The following is a 21,980-nucleotide window of genomic DNA, read 5'->3' on the forward strand; positions in this document are numbered from 1 at the left end:
GGGCAGGAAGGCCGTCAGGCTGCCAGTCTGGCTTCTTCGCGCGCCTTCCTCGCTTCGTCGAGCAGGTAGCGCTGGTAGTCCTCGAGGTCGCCGTCGAAGGGGCCGACGCCGCCCTTGGAAACCAGCCAGAACTCGTCGCATACCGAACGGAGCAGGGCGCGGTCGTGGCTGACCAGCATCACCGTGCCTTCGAATTCGTTCAGCGCGACGGCCAGTGCCTCGCGGGTGTTGAGGTCCAGGTGGTTGGTCGGCTCGTCGAGCAGCAGCAGGTTGGGCCGTTGCCAGACCAGCATGCACAGCACCAGGCGGGCTTTTTCGCCACCGCTCATGGTGCCGACGGCCTGCTTGACCATGTCGCCGCTGAAATTGAAGGTACCGAGGAAATTGCGCAGTTCCTGCTCGCGGCCTGGCACGTTGCTGCGCCCGGCGGCGATGGCTTCCTTGGCCAGTCGGACCATGTGTTCGAGCGGGGTGTCCTGCGGGCGCAGCACGTCGAGTTCCTGCTGCGCGAAGTAGCCGATGTTGAGGCCCTTGCCGGCGGTCACTTCGCCGCTGATCGCCTTCAAGTCCTGGGCGATGGTCTTGACCAGCGTGGACTTGCCCTGGCCGTTGGCGCCAAGGATGCCGATGCGCTGCCCGGCCATCACCGAGCGGTTGATGCCGCGCACGATGACGGTCGGCGGCGTGCCGGCCGGGGAATCCTCCGGCGGCGGGTAGCCGATGGCGGTATCGACCATCGACAGCATCGGGTTGGGCAGGTTTTGCGGCTCCTGGAATTCGAAGCTGAATTCGGCCTCGGCCAGCACCGGCGCGATCTTTTCCATGCGGTCCAGCGCCTTGACCCGGCTCTGCGCCTGCTTGGCCTTGCTGGCCTTGGCCTTGAAGCGGTTGATGAAGGATTGCAGGTGGGCGATCTTCTCGGCCTGGCGGGCCATGGTCGCCTGCTGGAGCAGCATCTGCTCGGCGCGCATGTCCTCGAACTTGCTGTAGTTGCCGCCGTAGCGGACCAGCTTGGCGTTGTCGATGTGCAGCGTGACCTGGGTGATGGCGTCGAGGAATTCGCGGTCGTGGCTGATCATGACCAACGTGCCCGGGTAGCGCTTGAGCCAGGCTTCGAGCCAGACCAGCGCGTCCATGTCCAGGTGGTTGGTCGGTTCGTCGAGGAGCAGGATGTCGGACGGGCACATCAGGGCGCGCGCCAGTTGCAGGCGCATGCGCCAGCCGCCGGAGAAACTGTTGACCGGGTTATGTAACTCGCTGACCTTGAAGCCGAGGCCGAGGATCAGCGCCTGGGCGCGGGATTCGGCATCGTGTTCGCCGGCGTCGTTGAGTGCCATGTAGGCTTCGGCCATCCGCATGCCGTCGTCGCTGGCCTCGGCGTCGTGCACCTCGTTGCGGGCGGCAAGTAGCTTGGTGTCGCCGTCGATGACGAAATCGGTCGCGCTCTGCTCGGTTTCCGGCATGTCCTGCGCCACCTGGCCCATCTCCCATTGCTTGGGAATCGAGTAATCGCCGCCGTCCTCGTGCAGCGTGCCGTTGAGCAGCGCGAAGAGGGTCGATTTGCCGGCGCCGTTGCGGCCGACCAGGCCGACCTTCTCGCCGGGGTTGATGGTGACGGAGGCCTTGTCGAGCAGCACTTTCGAACTGCGGCGCAGCGTGACGTTGCGGAGGGTGATCATGAGCAAAACTTTCGGGGGAGGGTCGGGCGGCGATGTTGCGTTCCCGACAAGGGGCGAGATTGTATCTGATTGATCTCTCGAAAGTTTTTTCCGGTGTCTGTTTTGCTCGAAGTCGGGCCAGAAACCCCGTCTCCGCTGGCCGGCGACACCACGCCGCCGCCATCGCTCAATGGCGGCAGCGTCGGGAAGGTTTACTTCAACAGGTCGGCCACCCGGGCGATGCCCGCGTTGGCGCAGACTTCGTCCTTCTCGCCGCCGGGGGCGCCGGAGACGCCCACCGCTCCGATCGTGGCGTTGCCGATCTTGATCGGGACGCCGCCGCCGACGGCCACCGTGCCCGGGATCTGGCGCAGGTAGGCGTTGGCCGGGTTGTCGGTCAGCTTCATGAATTCGAGCGAGGTCTGGCCGCGGGTGCGGGCCGTGTACGCCTTCATGCGGGCGAATTCCATGGTGTGCGGATTGGTGCCGTCGCCGCGCTGCGACGCATGCACCACGCCGGCGTTATCGACGATGACCACCGAAACCTTGTAGCCGTCCTTGGTGCATTGCTCGATCGTGCCGTCGATGATCGCCTGAGCCATTTTCATCGAGACATTTCTCTCGGTGAGCGGGGTCTGGGCGCTGGCCGACGCGATCGATGCAATGGCCAGTACGGCGGCGGCAACAACTTGTCTCCTGAGTGTCATTGATTTCTCCTCGTTTGATCAGTCCGCGGGCTGGGCCGAAGGTTCAGAATATGTCAGTGGCGTGGCTGAGGCAAGCGGCCGGCAGGGAGGCTGAAGTGATCAGACACCCTGCGCGAGCCGGCATTGCGTCAATTCGGCCATCCGGGCGTGCAGGCAATCGACATCGACCGGTTTGTGCAGCACCACGATGCCATCGCTGGCCAGATTGCGCAGCAACGCGGGATCGGTATCCCCGGTGACGAGCAGGGCAGGCAGGTGTTCGCCGAACGCCTGGCGCACGGCCGCGATGACATCGACCCCGGTGTGCCCGAAATCAAGGCGATAGTCGGAAACTACAATGTCCGGCGCCAGGCCGTCCAGTCGCTCAAGGAGGGCAACTGCGGTTTCGGCAGCAATCACCTGATGCCCCCGCTGTTCGATGAACAGCGTCATGGCGGTGAGTACGACGGGGTTGTCTTCGACCAAAGCAACACGCAATGCGCGAATCGCGGGCTGCAAGCTTTCCAATGGCTGGATTTTGCCGCCGGGCGGCAATTCAATCGCAAACATCGACCCTTTGCCCGGCCGCGAACGGACGCGAATCGACAGCTCGAGCAGGGCGGCGGTTTTGGCGACGATGGCCAGGCCCAGACCGCTGCCCCGATTGCGTGCCGTGTTGCCGAGTTGCCGGAATTCCTCAAAAATTTCCTTGGTCTTGTCGTGCGGTATGCCTATGCCGCTATCCCATACCTCGATCCACATCTTTCCCTGGTGTTTGCGGCAAGCGACCAGTATTCCGCCATGCTCGGTGTAGCGAACGGCATTGGCGATCAGGTTGTTGATGATCCGGCTGAAGAGCACCGGATCGGTCTGGCTGTTCAGGGAGCGATAGCGATAGCGGAGTCGCAACCCCTTTTGCGCAGCGACCGGACTATGTGCCGACAGCACACTGTCCAGCAGTTCCGGGATGCTGAAGGTGCTGACTTTGGGTTCTACTACCCCGGCGTCGAGCTTGGAGAGATCAAGCAAGTCGGTGAGCAACCCGTTGAGATTGGCCATGCAGTTGCTCATGTTCCGGAATAGAGGAGCTTCCGCCGCCGAGGCATTTTGGCGCAGCATGTTCATGTAAATGCCGAGGGCTGAAAGCGGCTGCCGCAGATCGTGGCTGGCCGCGGCCAGAAAGCGTGCCTTGCTCAGATTGGCTTGTTCGGCTTCGCGCTTGGCCGCCATGAGCTCTGCTTCCCACGCCTTTTGTTCCGAGATGTCGGTGTGCGTACCGGACATCATCAGCGGGCTTCCATCGCCGGCGCGAGTCACGATGCGGCCGCGCGTCAGTATCCATTTCCAATCCCCCGATTTGGTCAGGCAACGAATTTCGACTTCATGGCGAGGGGCCTCGCCTTCGATATGCCGCTCAATCGAGACCAGGGCTTTGCCCATATCATCGGGATGCACCAGCGTGGGCCAGTTTTCGGGAGCCAGATCGCGCTCTCCCACGGCGAAGCCGAGCATGGCTTCGAAACGCTCGCTTGCCCAGAAGGTATTGGTGGCCAGATTCCATTCCCAGAAGCCTTGTTCCGAGCCTTCCAGGACACGTTCCAGGCGTTCTCGACTTTCTTTCAGTATGGTGTTGGCGGCGCGAAGGGCCTGAACTTCCTCTTGCAAGTCTTTCCCTGCTGGTCCTGCGCCATCACGATGCGCCGGGTTATAGTCATTATTCGGCATTTTTATCCTGTGATTAGGGAACGCTTATGCAAGCGTATCGTACGCCAACTGATGCGATCGTTGGCGATTGCCCCAGCCGAAATGGTTGAAGCGGCGATTTCCATTTCTGGTATCACTGGTCTCGAATTTACATCAGGCCCAACGATTGCTTGTGGACAGCTGTCGCCGCAGATTTCACGGAGGTGTGCCATGTCCATGAAATTGAATGAAGAAGCCCTGTTCTGGATGCGGCTGGCCGCATTCGCCAGCCTGTCGGAGCATGTGCTGTCCACCGGTGCATCGGTGCCGGATGCCGAAGAGTTGCTGTTCGGCTTCGCGCTGCCCGGCAACCTGCCTTTGTCCTACGCCTGCCTGACCGGCGGGGCGGCCGCCGAACTGCATTAAGCGTTCGGGCCAGCCCGTTTTTGCACGCCAGTGAAACATTCGCCCCATAGCGGGGCATGGTTCGGGCTGCTTGGCCCCACGGGGTCATGGGGTTTCCTGTTTTCGCTGCGGGTAAGGCGGCGAGGTTTCGATGCGGGTGTCGGTGATCGGGGTGCCGACGGTGAAGTGGTAGACGCTCTGCCAACGTGGATCGGCGATGCCGAAGGTGCGATGCACCGGATCGTCGAAGAAGCAGCCGATGCCGGTACCGCGCACTCCGGCCGCCTCGGCCTCTAGGTAGAGCGCCTGGCCGACCAGTCCCGCCTCGCGCAGCAGGCGGCGGTAGGCGTAGCCGTCCGTGGCGACGCCTGAGAAATCACCGAGCATGCCGAGCGAGAAGGCGCTGGTCGCGGCGATGTCCTGATGGCAGGACAGGGCGCGGGCCAGGCGCTGCATTTCCGGCAATTCGAGAGTGGCGAGCAGGATCAGGCCGAGATGGGCGGGACAATCGGGGTCGCTGTCCGCAACCGCACACTGGTCGGCAAAGCGTTCGTCGCTGGCGCCGAGCACGGCGGGCAGCGTGATGGCCGCTTCCGGCGTGCGCGGCAGCAGGTACAGGCCGCTGGGCAGGCCGTCGACGCGCAGCACGAAGAGCAGCAAGTGGATGGCCGGGGTGCTTTCCTGGCCGGTGAACGGGGCCTGCCGGCGGGGCAGGGTGGCGTCGAGCAGGCGATAGAAAGCGGCCTTGTCGAGCGTGGCTCGTGGGTCGAAACGCTGGGCGCTGCGCCGTTGGCGGATGATCTGCGCGGTACCGGTGGCGGCCGGGTGTGCGGGCAGCGTGGGTAGGACTGGGAGCGCCGGAAAGCGGAGCGGGCTTGATTCCACCGCCAGCGGCCGGCTCGCCGTGGCGGCTTGGGCTATGACCGGCCAGCGGTAGCCGGGGGCGGCATCGATCTGGCTCGGTGTGCCTTGCCAGTCGGCGTTCGCCAGCCAGTCGCCGGGTTCCGCCGGCGGCGCGCCTAGTCCAGGGGCCTGTACGGCGAGCAGGATTTCCGCTTCCTCGGCTTCGGTGTAGGCAAAGCGCGAGGGCGGGAAATCGTCCGCGCGGTCGACGCCAAGCAGGCGGGCCAGGCTGTCGCCCGGTACGGCCAGCGCTTCGATACGCCAGCCGAGCAGGGCGGCGGCGTAGGCGACAGCGCCGATCGCATGGCCGATATCGAGCTGGCAGTAGCGCAAGGCGCGCTCGCCGTATTTCCACGCCTCGCGCCACATCACGCTGGACAGGCCGACCGCCAGCCAGCGCGAACCGTCGGCCGGGCGCAGGGCGCGGCCTTCGAGCATATGGTCCTTGGGGTCGTAGTGGTGCACGCCGTCCGGCACGCCGGGCAGTCCGGCGCTCAGCACGTAGGCCTCGACCGGGTGCAGGTTGCCGGAGGACGGATTGCAGCGCAGCGCCCAGCGACTCGGCCCCCAGCTTTTCCACGCCGAAATGCCCAAACTCAGTTCCAGCAAGGCGCCCAGGCTGTCGAGGTCGGCGGCGATGGTCTCGGCCGGCGCCTGGTTCAGGCTGCCGTACGGGCGCTCGAATCGGTCGGCCGCCAATGGCAATTCGAGGAGCGGCGCGCCGGGATAGCGCCGGAAGGGCTCGGGTTGGGCATCCCAATCCAGTTGCCCGGGGCCTTCGGCGTAGGCTTCGAAGCGGTGCTTGGTGCGGGCGTGGTAGGCGAGGAGCGGCGGGTATTGTGGGGTTTCCGACATGGGGGCTTTTTCGCAGTGTGGGGTGGTTTCAGCAATGGCGTGTCGGCGGGCAATCGAACAGTCAGCACGCTGCGCCGGCCGGCTTCACTCGGCCAGCCGCTCCATCTGGCGCGGCGCCAGGCCGACCAGGGTCAGTTGCGTGCCTTCGTCGCCGTTCCACCACACCGCCACCCAGCCGGTACCGTCGGCATCGATGCGTTCGATCGCGCAGTCGGCGCCGATCATGTCCATGAACATCTCCAATTGGTCCTCTTCCAGTTCCGGATCGGGTGAAATGTCGAGGACACGCACCCTGTCGCCGACGGCGACGCTGTGGCCATTGAGGTCTTTGGTGGTGAATTGCATGGCGGACTCCTTGCGAAGGTGTCAGGCAAACGTGTCGCTAATCCGACAGCGGACTGGCGTTTGACCGCTGGTGTGCAATGGACGTGCCATGCAATTTTTATTTTGATGAACCGGAATGAGCGACCGCCAGGCAATAAAAAACGGGAACCGCCGTTCCCGTTTCATTTTCCCGGAATCGAGGCCGAGGATGCCGGCATCAATTCCTGATGGCTTCGGCCATCCGTCTATTGCTTCTTGCCTTTGCGGAGGTTCATACCGGCGCCGACCAGGCCCAGGCAGACGAGAGCCATGCTGGTCGGTTCCGGAACACGGTTGGCGGTGGTGACCTGCAGATTATCGACGGCCAGGTTGGCAAAGTGCGATAAGAACTGAAGCCCATGCCCCTTTTATTTTTCGTGCTGAAAAAGGCTGTCGGTAATTTTTACACTGCAGATGAGCATCCTCCGTCGAGGATGTTTTAATTATTTAAATACAAATGCATAAACGTTGTGGCGCGATTTTTGCTTCTGGTGGCGCGAGTAAAGTATTTGTGCCTTCAATTCAATCTGTTTTATTTTCGGAGTTTTTATGAGAATTCAAAAAATTGTCGCAGCTGGGCTGTTTTTCGCAGCGATTGCGTCTGGAACAGCCTCGGCCGGCGTGATTTCCATTACTGACAGCCCGACCGGGCGGGCGTTATTCGGCGGTAATGACATCGTCGACTGGGGCGTTTTGGGCGGAAACTTCACTGTGGTTTCCAACCCGTTCAATATTTCTTCCACAGGCGGTATCGGCCTGACGGTAAGCCAATCCAGCGGCAGCTTTCAACGGCGCGATTTGTCTACCGGCTGGGGCGGAAATTTTACTGACGGCAGTACGCTGCTCTGGACGGGCGGTGATGACGCTCATCCGATGTCGTTGGTGTTCAATAGCCTGATCCGAGGTATCGGCTTCCAGATCAATCCCAATTTTTCCGAAACGACGACGCATATCGAAGTGTTCGGCGCGGGAAACTCGCTGTTCGGTGCCTTCGACTTGACGACGAATGACCGGAGCCAGTCGAGTGCAGACTTTATCGGCTTTACCAGCGATCTCGTGGATATTGCCCGGATTACCATTTCCCAAGGGGCACACTCCGATTTCGCGATCAACCAGCTGTCACTGATCACCGTTGGCACGCAACAGGTTCCGGAGCCGTCGGCTCTCGCGCTGCTCGGCCTTGGCCTTCTCGGTCTCGTCGTTTCCCGGAAAAGCAAGGCTTCCTGAATCATCTCGGTCTTGCCACTGGCGGGTTGAGGGGCAAGCAGCCAGATCAAAAATCCCAGTCTGGAAACTGGGATTTTTTATTTCCATGGTTATGCGCTCAGGGGCGCTGCAATCCAATCGCCGCCAACAGGTGGGCGTTCTTCAACAAAACGGCCTCAACTCAAAAACCAGAAGCACGGCTCATCATCGTCTTTCAGATCCCTTAGATTGCCGAGATGACGATGGTATTCACTACCAGGCCGCTGGATTGATAGAGGTCCTCTGCTGTTGGCTCAGCAAGTGATTGCAGTTAATTCGCTTTTCGGAATCTTGGCGTGAAACACGCTCATCTCATCTGCCGAAGGAAAAAAGATTAAGGTCCGGAGCAACAAGGAGCAAGTGAGCGGAGCATTGGGTGGGAGTGATATGGGAAGACCTCGTGGTAGAGATAATCGTCCAAAATCTTTCCGAATAGGCTCGTTCACTTGCCCCGCTTGCGTTTCGTCCCCATCGCCTTCACCGACAGCGTAACCATGAATGGAAATTCGGGGTCGGCGGATTGGACGATGCGATAGCCATCCCCCAGGGCGCGGGCAATCCAGGCCGACAGGGCCTTGAGGTCCACGGCTTCGCAGCGCAGGTCGGCGACCAGGGTGCCACCGTCCTCATACACCGGGAAATCGGTGCAGCCCTCCGGCTTGATGTCCTGGCCATAGACGCGACAGGTGCCGCAGGATTGGTCGTAGGCGGGGCAGGCCTTGCCGTGGACGTAGTAGAGCCCGTTGCCGGCGCGGATTTCCTCGGGGCCTTGGCCGCCGGCGAGCCGCTTGTCGAAGGCCGGGCGCGATTCCTCGAGCCGCCAGAACGACTTGAGCTGCTTCCAGTCCAGTTCGAGGACGAGCGTTTGCAGGCTGCAGCAGGGCTTGGAACACACCGTGCAGTGGGGAACGATTTCGGCCGCCTGGTAGGCGGCGGCTGCGGCGGCAAGTTCCTTGGCCGGATTAAGGCGCTGGGGGCGCTCGGAGCGCGGAGGGCGGGGCGGACGGGGGGGCATGGCGGGGCGGGCAATTGCAGAAGGCGAAGCAAGGCGGCCAGTATACGGCCAGGATGGGTCGTTCGCATCGACGGCCTGCGTCATTCAAAAAGACAAAATTCCAAATGTCGGCCGATAGGTAATATGCCTTTTGTAATACCATTACGGCATTGTGGAGATGTTCGGAGGTGCGCCGTGCAATGGCCGCCTGCACGTCGAACGAACGCTCCGGCCAAGAAGAAACGCCTGCCCAGGATTACCCAATAAGCGGCTGTACATGAAAACGTCGAATTACCGGCTCCGGGTCAAAATTGTTGCCGTCGGTGTCATGGCCGTCATTTCAATATGGGCGACGGCCTGGTATGAGCTTGATCGCAGCCAGCGGAGCTACCTGCGCGAAGCCGAGGTGGGGACCGCCGTGCAGTCGCGGGTGTTTGGCGAATATTCCGAATCGACGATCAAGCGCATCAACGAACTGATCCTGGATTTGCGGGCGCAATGGACGGGCGACTGGGGGGAATTCGCCGAGCTGATCCAGCGACGGCAGGAATTCATCGAGGACCTGACCTTCCAGGTGGGGGTGATCGACAAGGACGGCTTTCTTGCCTTCTCGACCCTGGCCAAGCCGGGCGATCGAACCGATTTGAGCCGCCGCGAGCATTTCACGGTACATCGGGATGCACACGGCGCCGACCGGCTGTTCATCAGCCGGCCGTTGCAGGGCAAGGTGTCGGGCAAATGGTCGATCCAGTTCACTCGCCCCATACTCGATGCCGGGCGTTTTGCTGGTGTGCTGGTCATTTCCGTCGATCCGGAGCTGTTCGCCCGCTTCGCCGAAAAGCTGCAACTGCCCGCTGGTAGCATCATGACGCTGGTCCGCGACAGCGGCGAGATCATGGCGCGTTATCCCGTGCTCGAATCCAGCTATGGCCAGGTGCTGGCCGACCGGCCCTACCTCGAGCCGGATGGTCCTGTCGCCGGCAATGACCGGCGGGTCGCCACGGTCGATTCTGTGGAGCGCGTCTACGGTTTTTATCGGCAACCGAGATACGGCCTGGCGTTCGTCGTCGGTCAGGCGGTCGACTACACCCTGGCGCCGTACAAGAGCTATCGCCAGCTGGTGATCGGCATTGGTGCCCTGCTCAGCATCGTTTCGGTGCTTTTCCTGGTCAGCCTGTTTCGCTCGCTGACCACCCTGGATCGTATGCGGCGCGCTCTGGAGTCGTCAAAGGAAGAAGCGGTGTCGGCGAATGTGGCGAAGAGTCGTTTCCTCGCCACCATGTCGCACGAAATCCGGACGCCGATGAACGGCATCCTCGGCATGGCGCAATTGCTGCTGACCCCGACGTTGCCGGAAACGGAGCGCGAGGACTATGCACGTACCATCCTCACTTCGGGGCAGACTCTGCTCGCGCTGCTCAACGACATCCTCGACCTGTCGAAGATCGAGGCCGGTAAGCTGCACCTCGAATACACCGTCTTCGAGCCCGAGCAGTTATTGCACGAAGCGCACGCCCTGTTCAGCGGTTCGGCCAGGAACAAGAATCTGCGCCTCGACCATGCCTGGCAGGGGCCTCCCCGCCAGCGCTATCGCGGCGATGTGCCGCATCTGCGGCAAATGCTGTTCAATCTGGTGGGTAATGCCATCAAATTCACCGCTCAGGGCGAAATCCGGATCGACGGCCGCCTGGTGAGCGACGAGGGCGGCACGGCCATGATCGAATTCTCGGTCAGCGATACCGGGATCGGTATCGCCGCCGACAAACAGGGCCTGCTGTTCAAGCCCTTCTCGCAGGCCGATAGTTCGAGCACCCGCGAATTTGCCGGTACCGGTCTTGGGCTGTCGCTGGTCAGCAATCTGGCCCGTTTGATGGGGGGCGAGGTCGGCGTCGATAGCGAAGCGGGCAAGGGATCGCGCTTCTGGTTCCGCTTTGCGGCCGAAATCGCCGCCGCCGACTCCGCGCCGCAGCGCACAGATCGGCCGCTGGCCACGCCGGCCTGCTCGGTTCCGGATGCTGTGTCGCTGTCCGGCCATGTGCTTGTCGTCGAAGACAATCGGACCAACAGCAAGGTCATCGAGTTGCTGCTCAAAAAGCTGGGACTGAGCTGTTCGCTGGCCCCGGACGGCAGCCAGGCGGTCGCCATGGCGACCGGCGGCGAAAGCTTCGATGCCATCCTGATGGATATCCACCTGCCGGTCCTCGACGGCTACGCGGCGACCGGGAAAATCCGTCAGTGGGAAAGGGAGCGGGGCCAGGCGCGGCGCCCTGTTGTCGCCTTGACGGCCAGCGCTTTCGACGATGACCGGCAACGTTGCATGGAAGCCGGCATGGACGATTTCCTGGCCAAGCCGATCCAGTTCGACGAACTCCAGTCCGTTCTCGGCAAATGGCTGCCGGCCGCCGAGCCGTCGCCGGTGGTCGTGGCCGACGGCTCGGCCAAAACAATCGATATCGGCCGGGTGAATGCGTTGCTGATGGAACTTGAACCCTTGCTCGTGGGTCATCGTTTCGATGCGGTGACACGATTCAAGGAGTTGCAGCGCCTGTGCGCCGGTACGGAGATCGCCGTCGACATCGACCGGATCGAACAGGCGCTGCATGAGTTCAAATTCGAATTCGCCCACGAGCATCTCGGTCGTCTATCGAGACTGCACGGCTGGAGGGAAGGCGTATGAGCGACCACAGGCCCCTGATCCTCGCCATTGACGATACGCCGGCCAACCTGTTCACGCTGGGCGGGGCGCTGGCCGCCGAATTCGACCTGCAAATCGCCACCTCGGGCGAGCGCGGGCTGGCGCTGGCCGGCGAGTGTCCGCCCGACCTCATCCTGCTCGACGTCATGATGCCCGACATGGACGGCTACGAGGTCTGCCAGCGCCTGAAGGCCGTGCCGGCGCTGATGCACGTGCCGGTCATCTTCCTGACGGCATTGAGCGATCCAGCTTCCGAAATGAAGGGCTTGTCCCTGGGCGCTGCCGACTATATCGCCAAGCCGATCGGCGTCGAGATCGCCCGCCAGCGCATCCGCAACGTGCTGGAACGCGAGCATCTGCGCCGGGCCTTGGAGGCGCAACTGGCCGAACGCCAGCAGGCGCAGGCCGATCTGCAACAAAGCGAAGCCCGCTTCCGGCATTTTTTCGAGAAGAATTCGTCGGTGATGCTGCTCATCGACCCGTCCTGCGGGGCGATCAAGGAAGCCAATGAAGCGGCCGTTGCGTACTACGGCTATCCGCTCGCCCGGCTGCTCGGCATGTCGATTACCGAAATCAATACCTTATCGCCGGAGGCTGTGGTGCAGGAAATGCAGGCCGCCCGCCGCGAGGTGCGCGGGCATTTCCTATTCCGCCACCGCCTCGCTTCGGGCGAAGTGCGCGACGTCGAGGTATATTCGACGCCGATTCAAACCACCGCATCTCCGCTGCTGTTTTCGATCATTCATGACATCACCGAGCGCCGGCATGCCGAGGAAATGCTGCGCAAGCTATCCGTGGCCGTCGAGCAAAGCCCGGCCTCCGTCGTCATCACCGATCCGGAGGCGTGCATCCAGTACGTGAACCGCCGGTTCTCGGAGGTCACCGGTTACGATGCCGACGAAGCCATCGGCCAGAATCCAAGGCTGCTTCAGTCGGGAATGACCGACCATGATATTTATCTCAGGTTGTGGAACAACCTGACCAGCGGCCAGGTCTGGAAGGGCGAACTGCTCAACAAGCGCAAGAACGGTGAGTTCTATTGGGAAGAGTCGCACGTCGCCCCGGTCAGGGATGCATCGGGGGCCGTCACCCATTACGTCGCGGTGAAAATCGACATCACCCAACGCAAGCAAGCCGAGCTTGCCCTGCAGCAAAGCGACGAGACCCTGCGCAGCATTCTCGATACGACGCTGGACGGTTATTGGCGGACCGATGCGCAAGGCCGCCTGCTCGACGTCAATCCGGCCTATTGCCGGCAATCGGGCTATACGCGGGAAGAGCTGCTCGGCATGCAGATCGGCGATCTCGACGTCAATGAAGACGAAACCTTCATTTCCGAACGCATACGCTGGCTGTGCGAAAACGGCCGCGAAATCTTCGAAACCGTGCATCGGCGCAAGGATGGCTCGATGTGGCCGGTCGAGGTCAGCACCACCTATCGCGACAGCGAAGGCGGCGAGATCTATGTCTTCATGCGCGACATCACGGCGCGCAAGCTGGCGGAGGCCGAACTCGAACACCACCGTTCCCGCCTGGAGGAGCTGGTCGACGAGCGCACCGCCGCTTTGCTGGCGACCGAGGCCAGGGCCAGCCACCTGCTGCAATCGAGCGCTGACGGCCTGTATGGCGTCGACAGCGCCGGCCGGATCACCTTCATCAATGCCGCGGGCTGCCAGATGCTGGGCTACAAGCCGGAAGAAGTCATCGGCCGCTCGGCCCACGAAGCGTTCCACCACAGCCGGCCGGACGGTTCGCCCTTCCCGATTGGCGAATGCCTGGGCCACCATGCCGTGGTGCGCGGTGAGGAGGTGCGTATCGACAACGAGGTGTACTGGCACTCGGACGGTCATGCCGTGCCGGTGATGTACGCCGTGCATCCGATGGTGCTGGGCGACTCGAACAAGGGCGCGGTGATCAGCTTCGTCGATATGAGCGAACAGCGGGCGGCGGCCGAGGCCCGGGAACGGGCGTTGAGCGCCGCCGAGAACCTGGCGCGGGTGCGTAGCGAATTCCTGTCCAACATGAGCCACGAAATCCGCACGCCACTCAATGGCGTGCTGGGCTTCGCCCAGATCGGGCTGCGCAATGCCAACGACGGTGCCAAGTCCCGCAACGCCTTCGAAAAAATCCTGTTCTCGGGGACGCGCCTGCTCGGCGTGGTCAACGACATCCTAGATTTCTCGAAGATCGATGCCGGGAAAATCCACCTCGATCCCACCCCGGTGTCGCTCGTCGATGTCATGGAGCAGGCCAGGGAACTGCTGGGCGAGCGCGCGACTGCGAAGGGGCTGGACTTCCGGACGGACTACGCGGCCGATCTGCCGTCGCGCTGCCTGATCGACGAACTGCGGCTGGGCCAGGTGCTGATCAATCTGCTGTCCAATGCCGTCAAATTTACCGAGTCCGGTTACGTCAAGCTGTCTGCTGCACGCCAGGGGGATCGGCTGGCATTCACGGTGAGCGATACCGGGATCGGCATGTCCGACGACCAGCTTGCCCTGCTGTTCAATCCCTTCCAGCAGGCCGACGGCTCGACCACCCGCCGCTTCGGCGGGACTGGTCTGGGCCTGGCCATCTGCAAACGGATTGTCGAATTGATGGGCGGCGATATCCGGGTCGCGAGTCGCCCCGGGCAGGGCAGCGCTTTCACGTTTTCCGTGCCCTTCCACCCGGCCCCGGAAGCCTCGCTACCCGACGGGAACGGAGTGCCGGCGACGACGGTAGCCAGCCAGCGGCTCCTCGGCCTGGCGATCCTGGTGGCCGAGGATGATGAAATCAACCAGGTGATTTTCGAGGAGAACCTGCTCGAGGACGGGGCACGAGTCGTCATTGTCGGCAACGGCCAGCAGGCCATCGATCGCTTGCGGGCCGACGGTTGCCAGGCCTATGACGTGGTGCTGATGGATGTCCAGATGCCGGAAATGGACGGCTACGAGGCAACCCGGCGCATCCTGGCCATGGCGCCCGGTCTGCCGGTGATCGGCCAGACGGCGCATGCCTCGCCCGAAGAGCGTGACAAGTGCATGGCGGCCGGGATGGTCGCCCATATCGCCAAGCCCATCGATCCGGAAGCGCTGGTCGAACTCATCCTCAAGCATGCCGGAGCAAGGGGCGGGCAGTGATCGCTCTCACCTGGGCACTGCCGCAGTTGGCGCCCAGCCTGTCTGTCAGAACCGCGTGCTGCCATCGGCAGCCGTGCGCCAGTCCGGCCAGGTCGCGTTTTCGTTGAGCGTTTGCTTGGCGGTCAGGGCGCGGGCGATGTCTTCCGGCGCGAAGCCGGCGCGCAGGGCGCCATCGAGGGCGAGGAGGGCGACATCGAGCCACTCGTCGAGGTCGAGCGGCGTGGCTTCGAGTTCCCTGATTTCCTTGTGCAGGTGGGCCAGCAGCTCTTTGGTGTGATGGCCGGGACCGAAGGTCTTTTCGGAAAACGTCTCGTGATGGTGCAGGTAGGCGATCAAATCGAAGGTTTGTAGCGGTGGGGTCATGATGGGGCGAAGCTCCCGTAAGAAAACGTCCTTTGCTGTCGACAGCCAGTCGAGCCAGGCGTGCCGCCGTTAGTCGCCAGGCAGTATAGAGTTGTCCAATGCGATCATGGCGGGTGGCTTCGGCGATGGCCGGATATTGCATCGGATGGGCCAGCATGTACCAGTCGGACCATTTTCAGGAGATGCCATGTTTCTCGCCATGAACCGTTTTCGTATCGTCCTCGGCAAGGAGGAGGATTTCATCGCCCATTGGCGCAAGCGCAACAGCTATCTGAGCGAGGTGCCGGGATTCATCGCCTTCCATCTGCTGCGCGGCGACACCAATGCCGAACGCACCCTGTTCGCCTCGCACACGATGTGGGAATCCGAGCAGGCCTTCGCCGACTGGACGCAGTCCGAGGCCTTCCGCAAGGCGCACATGCAGGCCGGCCAGTCGCCGCGCGACTTTTACCTCGGACCGCCGCAGCTGGAGCTGTTTGAATCGGTGCTGTAGCTCAGTTTCAGTAACGCGAAAACAGGTCGCGAATCCTGCACAGCGTGGTGGTGATGTCGAAGCGCGGATCGGGCAGCGCCTCGCCGGCCAGGATGCGGGTAATGGCGATAGCCGGGTCGGTTTCGCCGGTGAGCAGTACGTCGGCCCCGCGTTTGCGCATGTGGCGGATGAAGCCGTCGCCGGCGCTGGCCGCGACCACGACATCGACGCCGTCGAGCGGGTGTGGCCGGTCATCCTCGAAGACGTGCAGGATCTGATCCTTGTCCAGATCGATGCGCCGCGGCGATGGCAACAGCCGGTTGGCGTGGTGGTGGGACAGGTCGTAGAGCAGCCATTGGCGGGTCTGTCCGGCGTGGCCGCTCACCTTGGCGAAATCCTGGGTGGCGATGGCGATTTTCACAGATCGTATCCGTAGGCTTTGATGATCTGCCGGGCCGCCGGGCCACGCAGGTAATCAAGCATCGCTCTGGCCGCGGGGTTGCCGCCGGCGCGACTGAGCAGCAAGGCATCCTGGCGTATCGGCTGGTGCTGAATGGCAGGAACAACCCAGCCCGAACCGGCCGAAATCCGGCCATCCTTCCAGACCTGGGAGAGGGCGACGAATCCCAGTTCCGCATTGCCGCTCTGTACGAAATGGAAGGTCTGGGCGATGTTCTCGCCCTGAACGAATTTTCCTTCCAGGCTGGCGAGCAGGCCGTTTGACTGCAGCATTTCGACCGCCGCCTGCCCATAGGGGGCCGTTTTCGGATTGGCTATGGCCAGGTGCTGGATATTCTTGTCGCGCAGAACCTTACCTTCGGCATCCACTTTCCCTTCTAACGGGGACCACAGCACAAGGCGACCGATGGCGTAGGTGAACCGGCTGCCCGGGATCCCGAGTCCTTCTTTTTCGAGACGGGCGGGAATTTCGTCATCGGCCGAGAGGAGAACGTCGTAGGGGGCACCATTGACGATCTGCGCATAGAGCTTGCCCGTAGAGCCGAAAGCGAGTTTCAGCTTGTGGCCGCTCGCCCGTTCGAATTCACCGGCAATCTTCTGCATCGGTGCCGTGAAGTTGGCGGCGACCGCCACCGTCGCCTCGTCGGCCATCGCGCCGAGGCTGGTAATAAACAGGACAAGGACAATGAGCGGTTTGGGCATGTCGTCAGGCGTCGAAGTGGAGGGCCAAGCTGGCCAGGGCGCGATTAAGGGGGAGATTTTCCTCTGTTTCGAGGATGCCGGGTACTGGGTGGGGATATTCGAAAAACAGGCCGTAGGTGCCCGGGCGCTGGCCGTGCAGATAGACGTGGGCGCGCAGCGTGGCGAGTTCGGTGTGGCGCAGCGTGACGATGCATGGATCGTGGCCGTCGTCGGAGGCGACATCGCAGGCTTGGCCAGCGCGTTCGTCGAGCGAGACGAGCAGGCGGCGCAGAGCGCGGTCCTTCGGCAGCGACCAGGGATTGGCGTTCATGGCAGCAACTCCGGCGTGATCTGGGCCAGCCAGGCGGTGATGCGTTCCTCGGTCAGCGCCGGCTGGTGGTGCTGGTCGAGGGCGAGGCCGAGGAAGGCGTCGCCGGCCACGGCCTGCGAGGCGGCAAAGTCGTAGCCGGCCGTCGGCCAGCGGCCGACGATGCGGGCGCCGCGGGCGATGAAGGCATCGTGGAGCAGGCCGATGGCGTCGACAAACTCATCCGGGTATTTCTTCTGGTCGCCGAGGCCGAAGATGGCGATGGTCTTGCCGCTCAGGTCGGCGCCGACCAGTTGCGGCACGAATTCCTCCCAGCTCGGCTGGCTGAGCCCGGTCGATTCGCCGGGCAGCATGCCGTCGCCCAGGGTCGGGCTGCCGACGATCAGCGCGTCGTAGGCAAGAAAATCGGCCAGCGTGGTGCGGCCGATGTTGACCGGCGCATCCGCCGCATCGCCCAGCTTTTTGGCGATCTGCTTGGCGATCAGCCGGGTGCGCCCGGTGTCGGTGCCGAAGAATATGCCGATCCTGGCCATGGCTTCATGCGCTCACCGGTTCGTCCTGCGTCAGTTCCTCGGGCAGGCAGCCGACCGGGTGCCCGAGGCTGCCGTCGGGCCCGTTCTCGAACTGGACGAGGTAGATTTCCTGATTCTCGTCCATCTCGGCGACGCCGAAATGCACCACCACGCCGCGCGTGCCGGCAGCGGCGATCAGGCCTTCCTCGTCATCGATGCCGGGCATACCGCCATCGTTGAGGATGTCTTCGGCGGCGAAGATCATGTCGCCGACTTCGTATTGGATCTTTTCCATGATCTCAGGCCCAGACGTCGGCCGGGGCGAGCAGGCGCTCGACCGGCTGGTCGAACATCAGGTGCTCGTCGATGATCACCCCGACATCCTCCGCCTTGACGCCGGTGTACATGATGCCTTCGGGATAGACCAGCACGCTCGGGCCGAGGTGACAGGGGCCGAGGCAGCCAGTATTGGTCAGCTGGAAGCCGGAAGCCCACAGGTTGCGGGTGGTGAATTCGTCCGAAAAGGCCTGCCAGGTCTGGCCGCAGGCCTTGTCCTGGCAAGAGCCGCGCGGGTGGCCCTGAGGGCGGCCCTGGACGCAGACGAGGATGTGTTTCTTCGGTTTTGGCATGACGGTCTCCTTGACGATGGGTTTCTCATCGCAAGGGGGATGCCAGGGTTGTTTTCAATAAAATCAGTGGCTTGCGTTGTTGCTATCCTGTCGGGTTTGCGACAAAGGGCGACGGCGACAGTGCGCTGCACCATTTTTGCCACGGAGGCGAGCCGTATGCACCATAGGCTTGCGTCAGTAGAGGCGTGTTGTTTTAGCGCCCCGTGCTAAGTACCTGATTTTCATATGGCGGGTATTGCGGCGCAGCATCCGGCATATTTTTCGCTGTGGGAAGTAACCCCAACCCCAACGGGGAACAGCAAAAATAAGGAGAAATCATGTCGATGGAAAAGAGCATGGAAATGGCCCAACTGCTCGCCCGCTTCAAGCTGCAGGTGAAGCGTTCGCTGGCTGAGTCGGTCGATCTCGAAGCACTCACCCGCGATCCAATCTACGCCCGGCGCCGTTTGTCGGAAATCGAGGAGGCGGCAGGCGACGAGGACTTGCTGATCATGGTCCTGCGCCTGCGCGACCATCTGCTCCCTCCGGCCGACCTGCCGTCGCCTGTCATCGCCCAACCGCCGGAAATTGCCCCGGAACCGTCCAGCCAGAGGGAAACCCGCAGCTACCTGATGGGCGCGCGCGCCTGGTAAGAGGCGGGCTGGTCAATCAAGGGTACTCGTTTTTCGACGATGCTTTTATCTCGGGAAGAGTAACCCCGCCTTGAGGCGCGTTGGTCCGGAGATAGCCTGCAAAGCAATAATCCATTCAACTCTTGTCAAACACCGTCCGCTGGCGAAAATAGGCATCACCTTCTCGACGCGTGCTGGTATTCGCTCGCACAACGATGTCGTTGCCGTTGAGCATGTCCCACTGCTCGGCATCGGTCATCAACGGAAATGGCTTACCGGCTCTGCTAGCTTTCAAAACCTTGGTTTCCCAGTTATTCAACTTCTCTCCAGCCTTGGCCTTGCCCTCAACCCGCTTGATTTCTTGCTCTTTGTCGTACTTGGTAACCGGGCCGGCAAGGTAAAAACCTGCGTGCGAGTCGTGGACGTAGTTGTCCAGGAATCGGGTTACATCCGTATGTACCGGTGTTTTTAAATCCAGTAGCAACTGCTTGTCACGTTCGCTGAGAGTTACCTTGATACGCGGGTCATTCAATTTTGATAGATTTTCTTTTGCGCGTAACCTATCTCGCTCCTTACGGAAGTCTCCGGACGCCTCTTGCAAATCCTGACGATCCTGTTCGCTGGATGCCTTCATTGCCGGGGTCTCCCAATCGGCTGTTACCGCCTTGTATCGACGGTAATAGTGCATGTGATCCTCCAGCATCTTTTCCACTTTCGCAGCACCAACACCGGCAAGCTTTAGATAGGCTGAAAAATCGCTACGAAGCGTATCGTCAATCTCAAAATCGCTACGAGTTTCTGCGGTCACTTTATCCAAGCTAACCAATGGAACCCCGGCCTGTCGAGCTTCGTTGTACATGTGGACCAGAGGTATCTGCGACAAAAGTGATGCCACGCCACGGCGGCTACGTCCCTGTTCACCCGGTGCATAGCCGCCCCCTAGGTTGGAGTGAGCCCCAGGATAAACAAACTCGTTGACGTTACCCGCGTAGGCTTTTCCATCCCGACCGGTATTGAGCGGGAACGAAGCACGTATCTCGTGCGCCGCCACCAGATGCAGGCAACGGGCAACCTCCTGCGGTACGCGCATCGTGCCGTCAGCCCAATCGAAATGACCATTGACCGGTAGCGGGAATGAATCGGCTAAGCCAACCGAGGCCACCGTATCAAAGACGCCGAGAAAATCGATGGTCAACGGTATACTGGCCAATTTCAGCCCACCGCCCTTTTTATCGCAGATTTCCACTAGCCAGTTACAGAATGCCCGTGCCTCTGCCGCGCCGCGCGAAAATCCGAATACCGATACCTGAATGTGGGTAATTTTCGGTTTCGGGTTCTTTTCAAGTTTCGCTTGCAAACTAGCCACTTTGCCTTGGAACCACGTTGTCCGCTTGCCGCTGAACAAACTCCACGCATCCTTCAGCTGATAGGGGTCGTTGACAGCAGTCAGCGCGTCAGGATCGGGCACCAAATGCCCGAGATCGGCCGTACGATGCAGCGCATTCAATACCTGGATCAAGCCCCAGTGAATCCGCGCTGCGCCGCCTTTGCCGTAGGCTTTGCCTTCTTTGGTTTCCGTCAACTCGCCGATTTTTGAGAATGGCGTACCGACGCCGGGGATATAGTGGGCAAAATCCCCGTTTCCCGGCTCATCAGGAAAGGTGTCAAATAGGCGAACGATGTTGGAATGCCCGGCCGACGGGCGATCCCGATCCATGTTGTTGTTCGTGCCGTCGAAAAATAGGCCAATGCGAACCCGCTTGCAACAGGTCGGTTGGTCGGATTTTGACGCCGCCGTCTTGGCGTAGCGCGCCACTACTTCCTGCTGCGCTTTAGCACTTAGCGCCGTAGACTGTGGCGGAGTCGGGTTCTTGGCGCTCATGGCCTAGCCTCCTGCTTGGGGAACTCAATGTCGGCACCGCGATACTCCGGGTGGCTGGGTGCTCTGTAATCGCCGTGATAATTCCGGCTCCAAGTATCCATGTCGCTGGCCACGATAACTACCCGGCCATCTGGCAGAAAATTTACCCAAGCATGGCCCGCACCGTCAGAATAGGGAATGATCCTCGCCTCTGCCTCCTTATAGGGTTCTTCTGTCGGCTTCCAGCGTACCTTGGCCTTCAAGCCGGGCTGATAGATGCGCGGCAGAACGATGCAACACGTAGATTTTCCCCCGCCTCCCCCGCCACCACCTGGTTTAGTCGGCGAAATGTTGCCGCCGTAAGAGCCTTCAATATAAAACTCGGCAATCCATTTGTCGGTATGGTTGATTCCCGTAATCCCTACACCGACACCTTCATCCTTGGGCTTGCTGGAAGCTTCTGGCTGGCATGCAATAAGGCAACAGGCCAGCATGGCCAAAGCCAGGCGGCGACCAACATTTAACTGGTTGAGATTAAATTTCATTACACGACCCCATTTGCAGCGCCTTCCCATACATCATCGGGAATTTCGTCGAGGCGAGCCAATAGCTCTCCGATGCTGTTCGATACTTGCAGTGCGTTGGAAAACCAGTCAATGTTGCTGAGCGGCTCATTAAATGTCAGCGCCAGCGAGCACCATCGAATTTCGAGTTCAGCAGAGCCCCGACATGCTGCTGGTAACTCCTTTAACGCTGACCTAACTTTTGCAAAGTTTTGGTGGGGTAGCCAACGATCCAGTATGTCCGGGCAGGCCTGATACAACTGATCAATTATTGCGTCGGGCTGGGCGGCTGTAAGCATGCGGCCAAATTGTGCATCATTGAAAAATAGATGATCCGCAGGTGCGACGTCCTCCTGATTGCAGTGGTCTGCCACAAAGACTTTCAAATCCCCCATTCGATCGGGCCACCACCAGCTTGCAATTGCTGAAGACAAGGGGAAAGCGCCTTCAGAGGACAAGGCCAGCAATTCAGGCAGTATCCGGGTATCGGCATAGCGCAAAGGCCAACGATTGCCATCATTGGTTTTAACAAGCAAGAGCGCCTTTAGCGCTTCAACCAACGAATCCAGAGCCACGTTGCTGGCGATAAAACTGACCATCGGACTGCCCTCGGCATCCTGCAAAAGAGTCTCAACCGTTCCTCGGTTTTTGAGTGGCCCGTACAGATACGGCAGATGCTCGGCGAGAGCAGACAATGGGGTTCGAACAGCTATTGGAGTGCCCTTGCTAGCATGGCGCATGCGTTGAACCAGTTTGCTATCGAAGGCCATGTCGACTACTGCAAACAATTGCTGCGACGAAGAGTCCTCTTTGTTGCTCAGAAATGATGCCCAGAGATCAGCAGAAAATGAACTGGAGCCTGGTGCAGTGCATGCAAAATACATTGGGATTT

General features: G+C 61.2%; 23 protein-coding genes. 6 read left to right on the forward strand and 17 right to left on the reverse strand.

Going from position 1 to position 21,980, the window contains the following annotated elements; all coding sequences use genetic code 11:
* Positions 1-14: 14 nt before the first annotated feature.
* The 3 genes from LZ012_RS08320 to LZ012_RS08330 all read right to left on the reverse strand — a co-directional run bounded on the left by LZ012_RS08320 (position 15) and on the right by LZ012_RS08330 (position 4,069).
* Positions 15-1,679, reverse strand: a complete 1,665-nt coding sequence (locus tag LZ012_RS08320) for an ABC-F family ATP-binding cassette domain-containing protein (RefSeq protein ID WP_275709505.1) — start codon at positions 1,677-1,679, stop codon at positions 15-17.
* Positions 1,680-1,870: 191 nt separating this feature from the next.
* Positions 1,871-2,365, reverse strand: coding sequence for a GlcG/HbpS family heme-binding protein (locus LZ012_RS08325; protein ID WP_275709508.1), 495 nt, complete (start codon positions 2,363-2,365; stop codon positions 1,871-1,873).
* Positions 2,366-2,464: 99 nt separating this feature from the next.
* Positions 2,465-4,069: a PAS domain-containing hybrid sensor histidine kinase/response regulator gene (locus LZ012_RS08330; protein WP_275709510.1), complete on the reverse strand. Its 1,605-nt coding sequence runs from the start codon at positions 4,067-4,069 to the stop codon at positions 2,465-2,467.
* Positions 4,070-4,258: 189 nt separating this feature from the next.
* On the opposite strand from LZ012_RS08330, the gene LZ012_RS08335 reads away from it, so the two are divergent.
* Positions 4,259-4,453, forward strand: a complete 195-nt coding sequence (locus LZ012_RS08335) for a hypothetical protein (RefSeq protein ID WP_275709512.1) — start codon at positions 4,259-4,261, stop codon at positions 4,451-4,453.
* Positions 4,454-4,537: 84 nt separating this feature from the next.
* On the opposite strand, the gene LZ012_RS08340 is transcribed toward LZ012_RS08335, so the two are convergent.
* The 3 genes from LZ012_RS08340 to LZ012_RS19790 form a co-directional block, all read right to left on the reverse strand.
* Positions 4,538-6,190 (reverse strand): SagB/ThcOx family dehydrogenase, encoded by a 1,653-nt coding sequence (locus tag LZ012_RS08340; protein WP_275709514.1) that lies wholly within the window; start codon positions 6,188-6,190, stop codon positions 4,538-4,540.
* 84 nt (positions 6,191-6,274) lie between these two features.
* Positions 6,275-6,535 carry a hypothetical protein gene (locus LZ012_RS08345; RefSeq protein ID WP_275709517.1) on the reverse strand — a complete coding sequence of 87 codons (261 nt, stop codon included), beginning with the start codon at positions 6,533-6,535 and terminating at the stop codon, positions 6,275-6,277.
* A gap of 224 nt (positions 6,536-6,759) precedes the next feature.
* A complete protein-coding gene (locus LZ012_RS19790) occupies positions 6,760-6,882 on the reverse strand; it encodes a PEP-CTERM sorting domain-containing protein (protein WP_420839499.1) in 123 nt (40 codons plus the stop codon).
* 220 nt (positions 6,883-7,102) lie between these two features.
* Between LZ012_RS19790 and LZ012_RS08350 the strand changes: the two genes are divergently transcribed.
* Entirely contained in the window at positions 7,103-7,780 is a 678-nt protein-coding gene (locus LZ012_RS08350; RefSeq protein ID WP_275709519.1) for a PEP-CTERM sorting domain-containing protein, read from the forward strand.
* A 460-nt stretch (positions 7,781-8,240) separates the two neighbouring features.
* Here LZ012_RS08350 and LZ012_RS08355 read toward each other — a convergent pair whose 3' ends face one another.
* Entirely contained in the window at positions 8,241-8,813 is a 573-nt protein-coding gene (locus LZ012_RS08355) for a YkgJ family cysteine cluster protein (protein ID WP_275709521.1), read from the reverse strand.
* 256 nt (positions 8,814-9,069) lie between these two features.
* On the opposite strand from LZ012_RS08355, the gene LZ012_RS08360 reads away from it, so the two are divergent.
* A complete protein-coding gene (locus tag LZ012_RS08360) occupies positions 9,070-11,469 on the forward strand; it encodes a hybrid sensor histidine kinase/response regulator (RefSeq protein ID WP_275709523.1) in 2,400 nt (799 codons plus the stop codon).
* On the forward strand, positions 11,466-14,609 hold the full coding sequence (locus LZ012_RS08365) for a PAS domain S-box protein (RefSeq protein WP_275709525.1): 3,144 nt from the start codon (positions 11,466-11,468) through the stop codon (positions 14,607-14,609). Before LZ012_RS08360 ends, LZ012_RS08365 begins: the two co-directional genes overlap by 4 nt.
* A 45-nt stretch (positions 14,610-14,654) precedes the next feature.
* On the opposite strand, the gene LZ012_RS08370 is transcribed toward LZ012_RS08365, so the two are convergent.
* Positions 14,655-14,972, reverse strand: coding sequence for a dATP/dGTP pyrophosphohydrolase domain-containing protein (locus LZ012_RS08370; protein ID WP_275709527.1), 318 nt, complete (start codon positions 14,970-14,972; stop codon positions 14,655-14,657).
* A gap of 187 nt (positions 14,973-15,159) precedes the next feature.
* On the opposite strand from LZ012_RS08370, the gene hmuQ reads away from it, so the two are divergent.
* Entirely contained in the window at positions 15,160-15,465 is a 306-nt protein-coding gene (gene hmuQ / locus LZ012_RS08375; RefSeq protein ID WP_275709529.1) for a heme-degrading protein HmuQ, read from the forward strand.
* 7 nt (positions 15,466-15,472) lie between these two features.
* On the opposite strand, the gene LZ012_RS08380 is transcribed toward hmuQ, so the two are convergent.
* From LZ012_RS08380 to LZ012_RS08405, 6 genes are read right to left on the reverse strand one after another with little or no spacing between them, the layout of a single operon-like run.
* Positions 15,473-15,865 carry a NifB/NifX family molybdenum-iron cluster-binding protein gene (locus LZ012_RS08380; RefSeq protein WP_275709531.1) on the reverse strand — a complete coding sequence of 131 codons (393 nt, stop codon included), beginning with the start codon at positions 15,863-15,865 and terminating at the stop codon, positions 15,473-15,475.
* On the reverse strand, positions 15,862-16,554 hold the full coding sequence (gene modA, locus LZ012_RS08385; protein ID WP_275709533.1) for a molybdate ABC transporter substrate-binding protein: 693 nt from the start codon (positions 16,552-16,554) through the stop codon (positions 15,862-15,864). The genes LZ012_RS08380 and modA overlap by 4 nt, the downstream gene beginning before the upstream one ends.
* Before the next feature lie 55 nt (positions 16,555-16,609).
* Positions 16,610-16,915 (reverse strand): hypothetical protein, encoded by a 306-nt coding sequence (locus tag LZ012_RS08390; RefSeq protein WP_275709535.1) that lies wholly within the window; start codon positions 16,913-16,915, stop codon positions 16,610-16,612.
* Positions 16,912-17,445: a flavodoxin gene (locus tag LZ012_RS08395; RefSeq protein WP_275709537.1), complete on the reverse strand. Its 534-nt coding sequence runs from the start codon at positions 17,443-17,445 to the stop codon at positions 16,912-16,914. The genes LZ012_RS08390 and LZ012_RS08395 overlap by 4 nt, the downstream gene beginning before the upstream one ends.
* Before the next feature lie 4 nt (positions 17,446-17,449).
* Positions 17,450-17,719, reverse strand: a complete 270-nt coding sequence (locus tag LZ012_RS08400) for a nitrogen fixation protein NifZ (protein WP_275709539.1) — start codon at positions 17,717-17,719, stop codon at positions 17,450-17,452.
* Positions 17,720-17,723: 4 nt separating this feature from the next.
* The gene (locus LZ012_RS08405) at positions 17,724-18,053 is read right to left on the reverse strand and encodes a (2Fe-2S) ferredoxin domain-containing protein (protein ID WP_275709541.1); all 330 of its coding nucleotides are present in this window, start codon (positions 18,051-18,053) and stop codon (positions 17,724-17,726) included.
* A 317-nt stretch (positions 18,054-18,370) separates the two neighbouring features.
* On the opposite strand from LZ012_RS08405, the gene LZ012_RS08410 reads away from it, so the two are divergent.
* The gene (locus LZ012_RS08410; RefSeq protein WP_275709543.1) at positions 18,371-18,685 is read left to right on the forward strand and encodes a hypothetical protein; all 315 of its coding nucleotides are present in this window, start codon (positions 18,371-18,373) and stop codon (positions 18,683-18,685) included.
* Between the two features lie 115 nt (positions 18,686-18,800).
* Here the strand turns inward: LZ012_RS08410 and LZ012_RS08415 are convergent, their stop codons facing one another.
* The 3 genes from LZ012_RS08415 to LZ012_RS08425 are packed head-to-tail and all read right to left on the reverse strand — an operon-like array spanning position 18,801 to position 21,972.
* Positions 18,801-20,546: a T6SS phospholipase effector Tle1-like catalytic domain-containing protein gene (locus LZ012_RS08415; protein WP_275709545.1), complete on the reverse strand. Its 1,746-nt coding sequence runs from the start codon at positions 20,544-20,546 to the stop codon at positions 18,801-18,803.
* Complete coding sequence (locus tag LZ012_RS08420) at positions 20,543-21,070, reverse strand: DUF3304 domain-containing protein (protein WP_275709547.1); 528 nt, start codon at positions 21,068-21,070, stop codon at positions 20,543-20,545. The genes LZ012_RS08415 and LZ012_RS08420 overlap by 4 nt, the downstream gene beginning before the upstream one ends.
* Positions 21,070-21,972 (reverse strand): DUF4123 domain-containing protein, encoded by a 903-nt coding sequence (locus LZ012_RS08425; protein WP_275709549.1) that lies wholly within the window; start codon positions 21,970-21,972, stop codon positions 21,070-21,072. Before LZ012_RS08425 ends, LZ012_RS08420 begins: the two co-directional genes overlap by 1 nt.
* Positions 21,973-21,980: the final 8 nt, after the last annotated feature.

The organism is Dechloromonas hankyongensis, from assembly GCF_022012295.1.
GTDB classification, from domain to species: Bacteria; Pseudomonadota; Gammaproteobacteria; order Burkholderiales; family Rhodocyclaceae; genus Azonexus; species Azonexus hankyongensis.

Bases quoted from the DNA above. Each gene is read 5' to 3' on its own strand.
- LZ012_RS08320 (WP_275709505.1), bottom strand. From the start codon at position 1,679: ATGATCACCCTCCGCAACGTCACGCTGCGCCGCAGTTCGAAAGTGCTG.
- LZ012_RS08325 (WP_275709508.1), bottom strand. From the start codon at position 2,365: ATGACACTCAGGAGACAAGTTGTTGCCGCCGCCGTACTGGCCATTGCA.
- LZ012_RS08330 (WP_275709510.1), bottom strand. From the start codon at position 4,069: ATGCCGAATAATGACTATAACCCGGCGCATCGTGATGGCGCAGGACCA.
- LZ012_RS08335 (WP_275709512.1), top strand. From the start codon at position 4,259: ATGTCCATGAAATTGAATGAAGAAGCCCTGTTCTGGATGCGGCTGGCC.
- LZ012_RS08340 (WP_275709514.1), bottom strand. From the start codon at position 6,190: ATGTCGGAAACCCCACAATACCCGCCGCTCCTCGCCTACCACGCCCGC.
- LZ012_RS08345 (WP_275709517.1), bottom strand. From the start codon at position 6,535: ATGCAATTCACCACCAAAGACCTCAATGGCCACAGCGTCGCCGTCGGC.
- LZ012_RS08350 (WP_275709519.1), top strand. From the start codon at position 7,103: ATGAGAATTCAAAAAATTGTCGCAGCTGGGCTGTTTTTCGCAGCGATT.
- LZ012_RS08355 (WP_275709521.1), bottom strand. From the start codon at position 8,813: ATGCCCCCCCGTCCGCCCCGCCCTCCGCGCTCCGAGCGCCCCCAGCGC.
- LZ012_RS08360 (WP_275709523.1), top strand. From the start codon at position 9,070: ATGAAAACGTCGAATTACCGGCTCCGGGTCAAAATTGTTGCCGTCGGT.
- LZ012_RS08365 (WP_275709525.1), top strand. From the start codon at position 11,466: ATGAGCGACCACAGGCCCCTGATCCTCGCCATTGACGATACGCCGGCC.
- LZ012_RS08370 (WP_275709527.1), bottom strand. From the start codon at position 14,972: ATGACCCCACCGCTACAAACCTTCGATTTGATCGCCTACCTGCACCAT.
- hmuQ (WP_275709529.1), top strand. From the start codon at position 15,160: ATGTTTCTCGCCATGAACCGTTTTCGTATCGTCCTCGGCAAGGAGGAG.
- modA (WP_275709533.1), bottom strand. From the start codon at position 16,554: ATGGCCGACGAGGCGACGGTGGCGGTCGCCGCCAACTTCACGGCACCG.
- LZ012_RS08390 (WP_275709535.1), bottom strand. From the start codon at position 16,915: ATGAACGCCAATCCCTGGTCGCTGCCGAAGGACCGCGCTCTGCGCCGC.
- LZ012_RS08395 (WP_275709537.1), bottom strand. From the start codon at position 17,445: ATGGCCAGGATCGGCATATTCTTCGGCACCGACACCGGGCGCACCCGG.
- LZ012_RS08400 (WP_275709539.1), bottom strand. From the start codon at position 17,719: ATGGAAAAGATCCAATACGAAGTCGGCGACATGATCTTCGCCGCCGAA.
- LZ012_RS08405 (WP_275709541.1), bottom strand. From the start codon at position 18,053: ATGCCAAAACCGAAGAAACACATCCTCGTCTGCGTCCAGGGCCGCCCT.
- LZ012_RS08410 (WP_275709543.1), top strand. From the start codon at position 18,371: ATGTCGATGGAAAAGAGCATGGAAATGGCCCAACTGCTCGCCCGCTTC.
- LZ012_RS08415 (WP_275709545.1), bottom strand. From the start codon at position 20,546: ATGAGCGCCAAGAACCCGACTCCGCCACAGTCTACGGCGCTAAGTGCT.
- LZ012_RS08420 (WP_275709547.1), bottom strand. From the start codon at position 21,070: ATGAAATTTAATCTCAACCAGTTAAATGTTGGTCGCCGCCTGGCTTTG.
- LZ012_RS08425 (WP_275709549.1), bottom strand. From the start codon at position 21,972: ATGTATTTTGCATGCACTGCACCAGGCTCCAGTTCATTTTCTGCTGAT.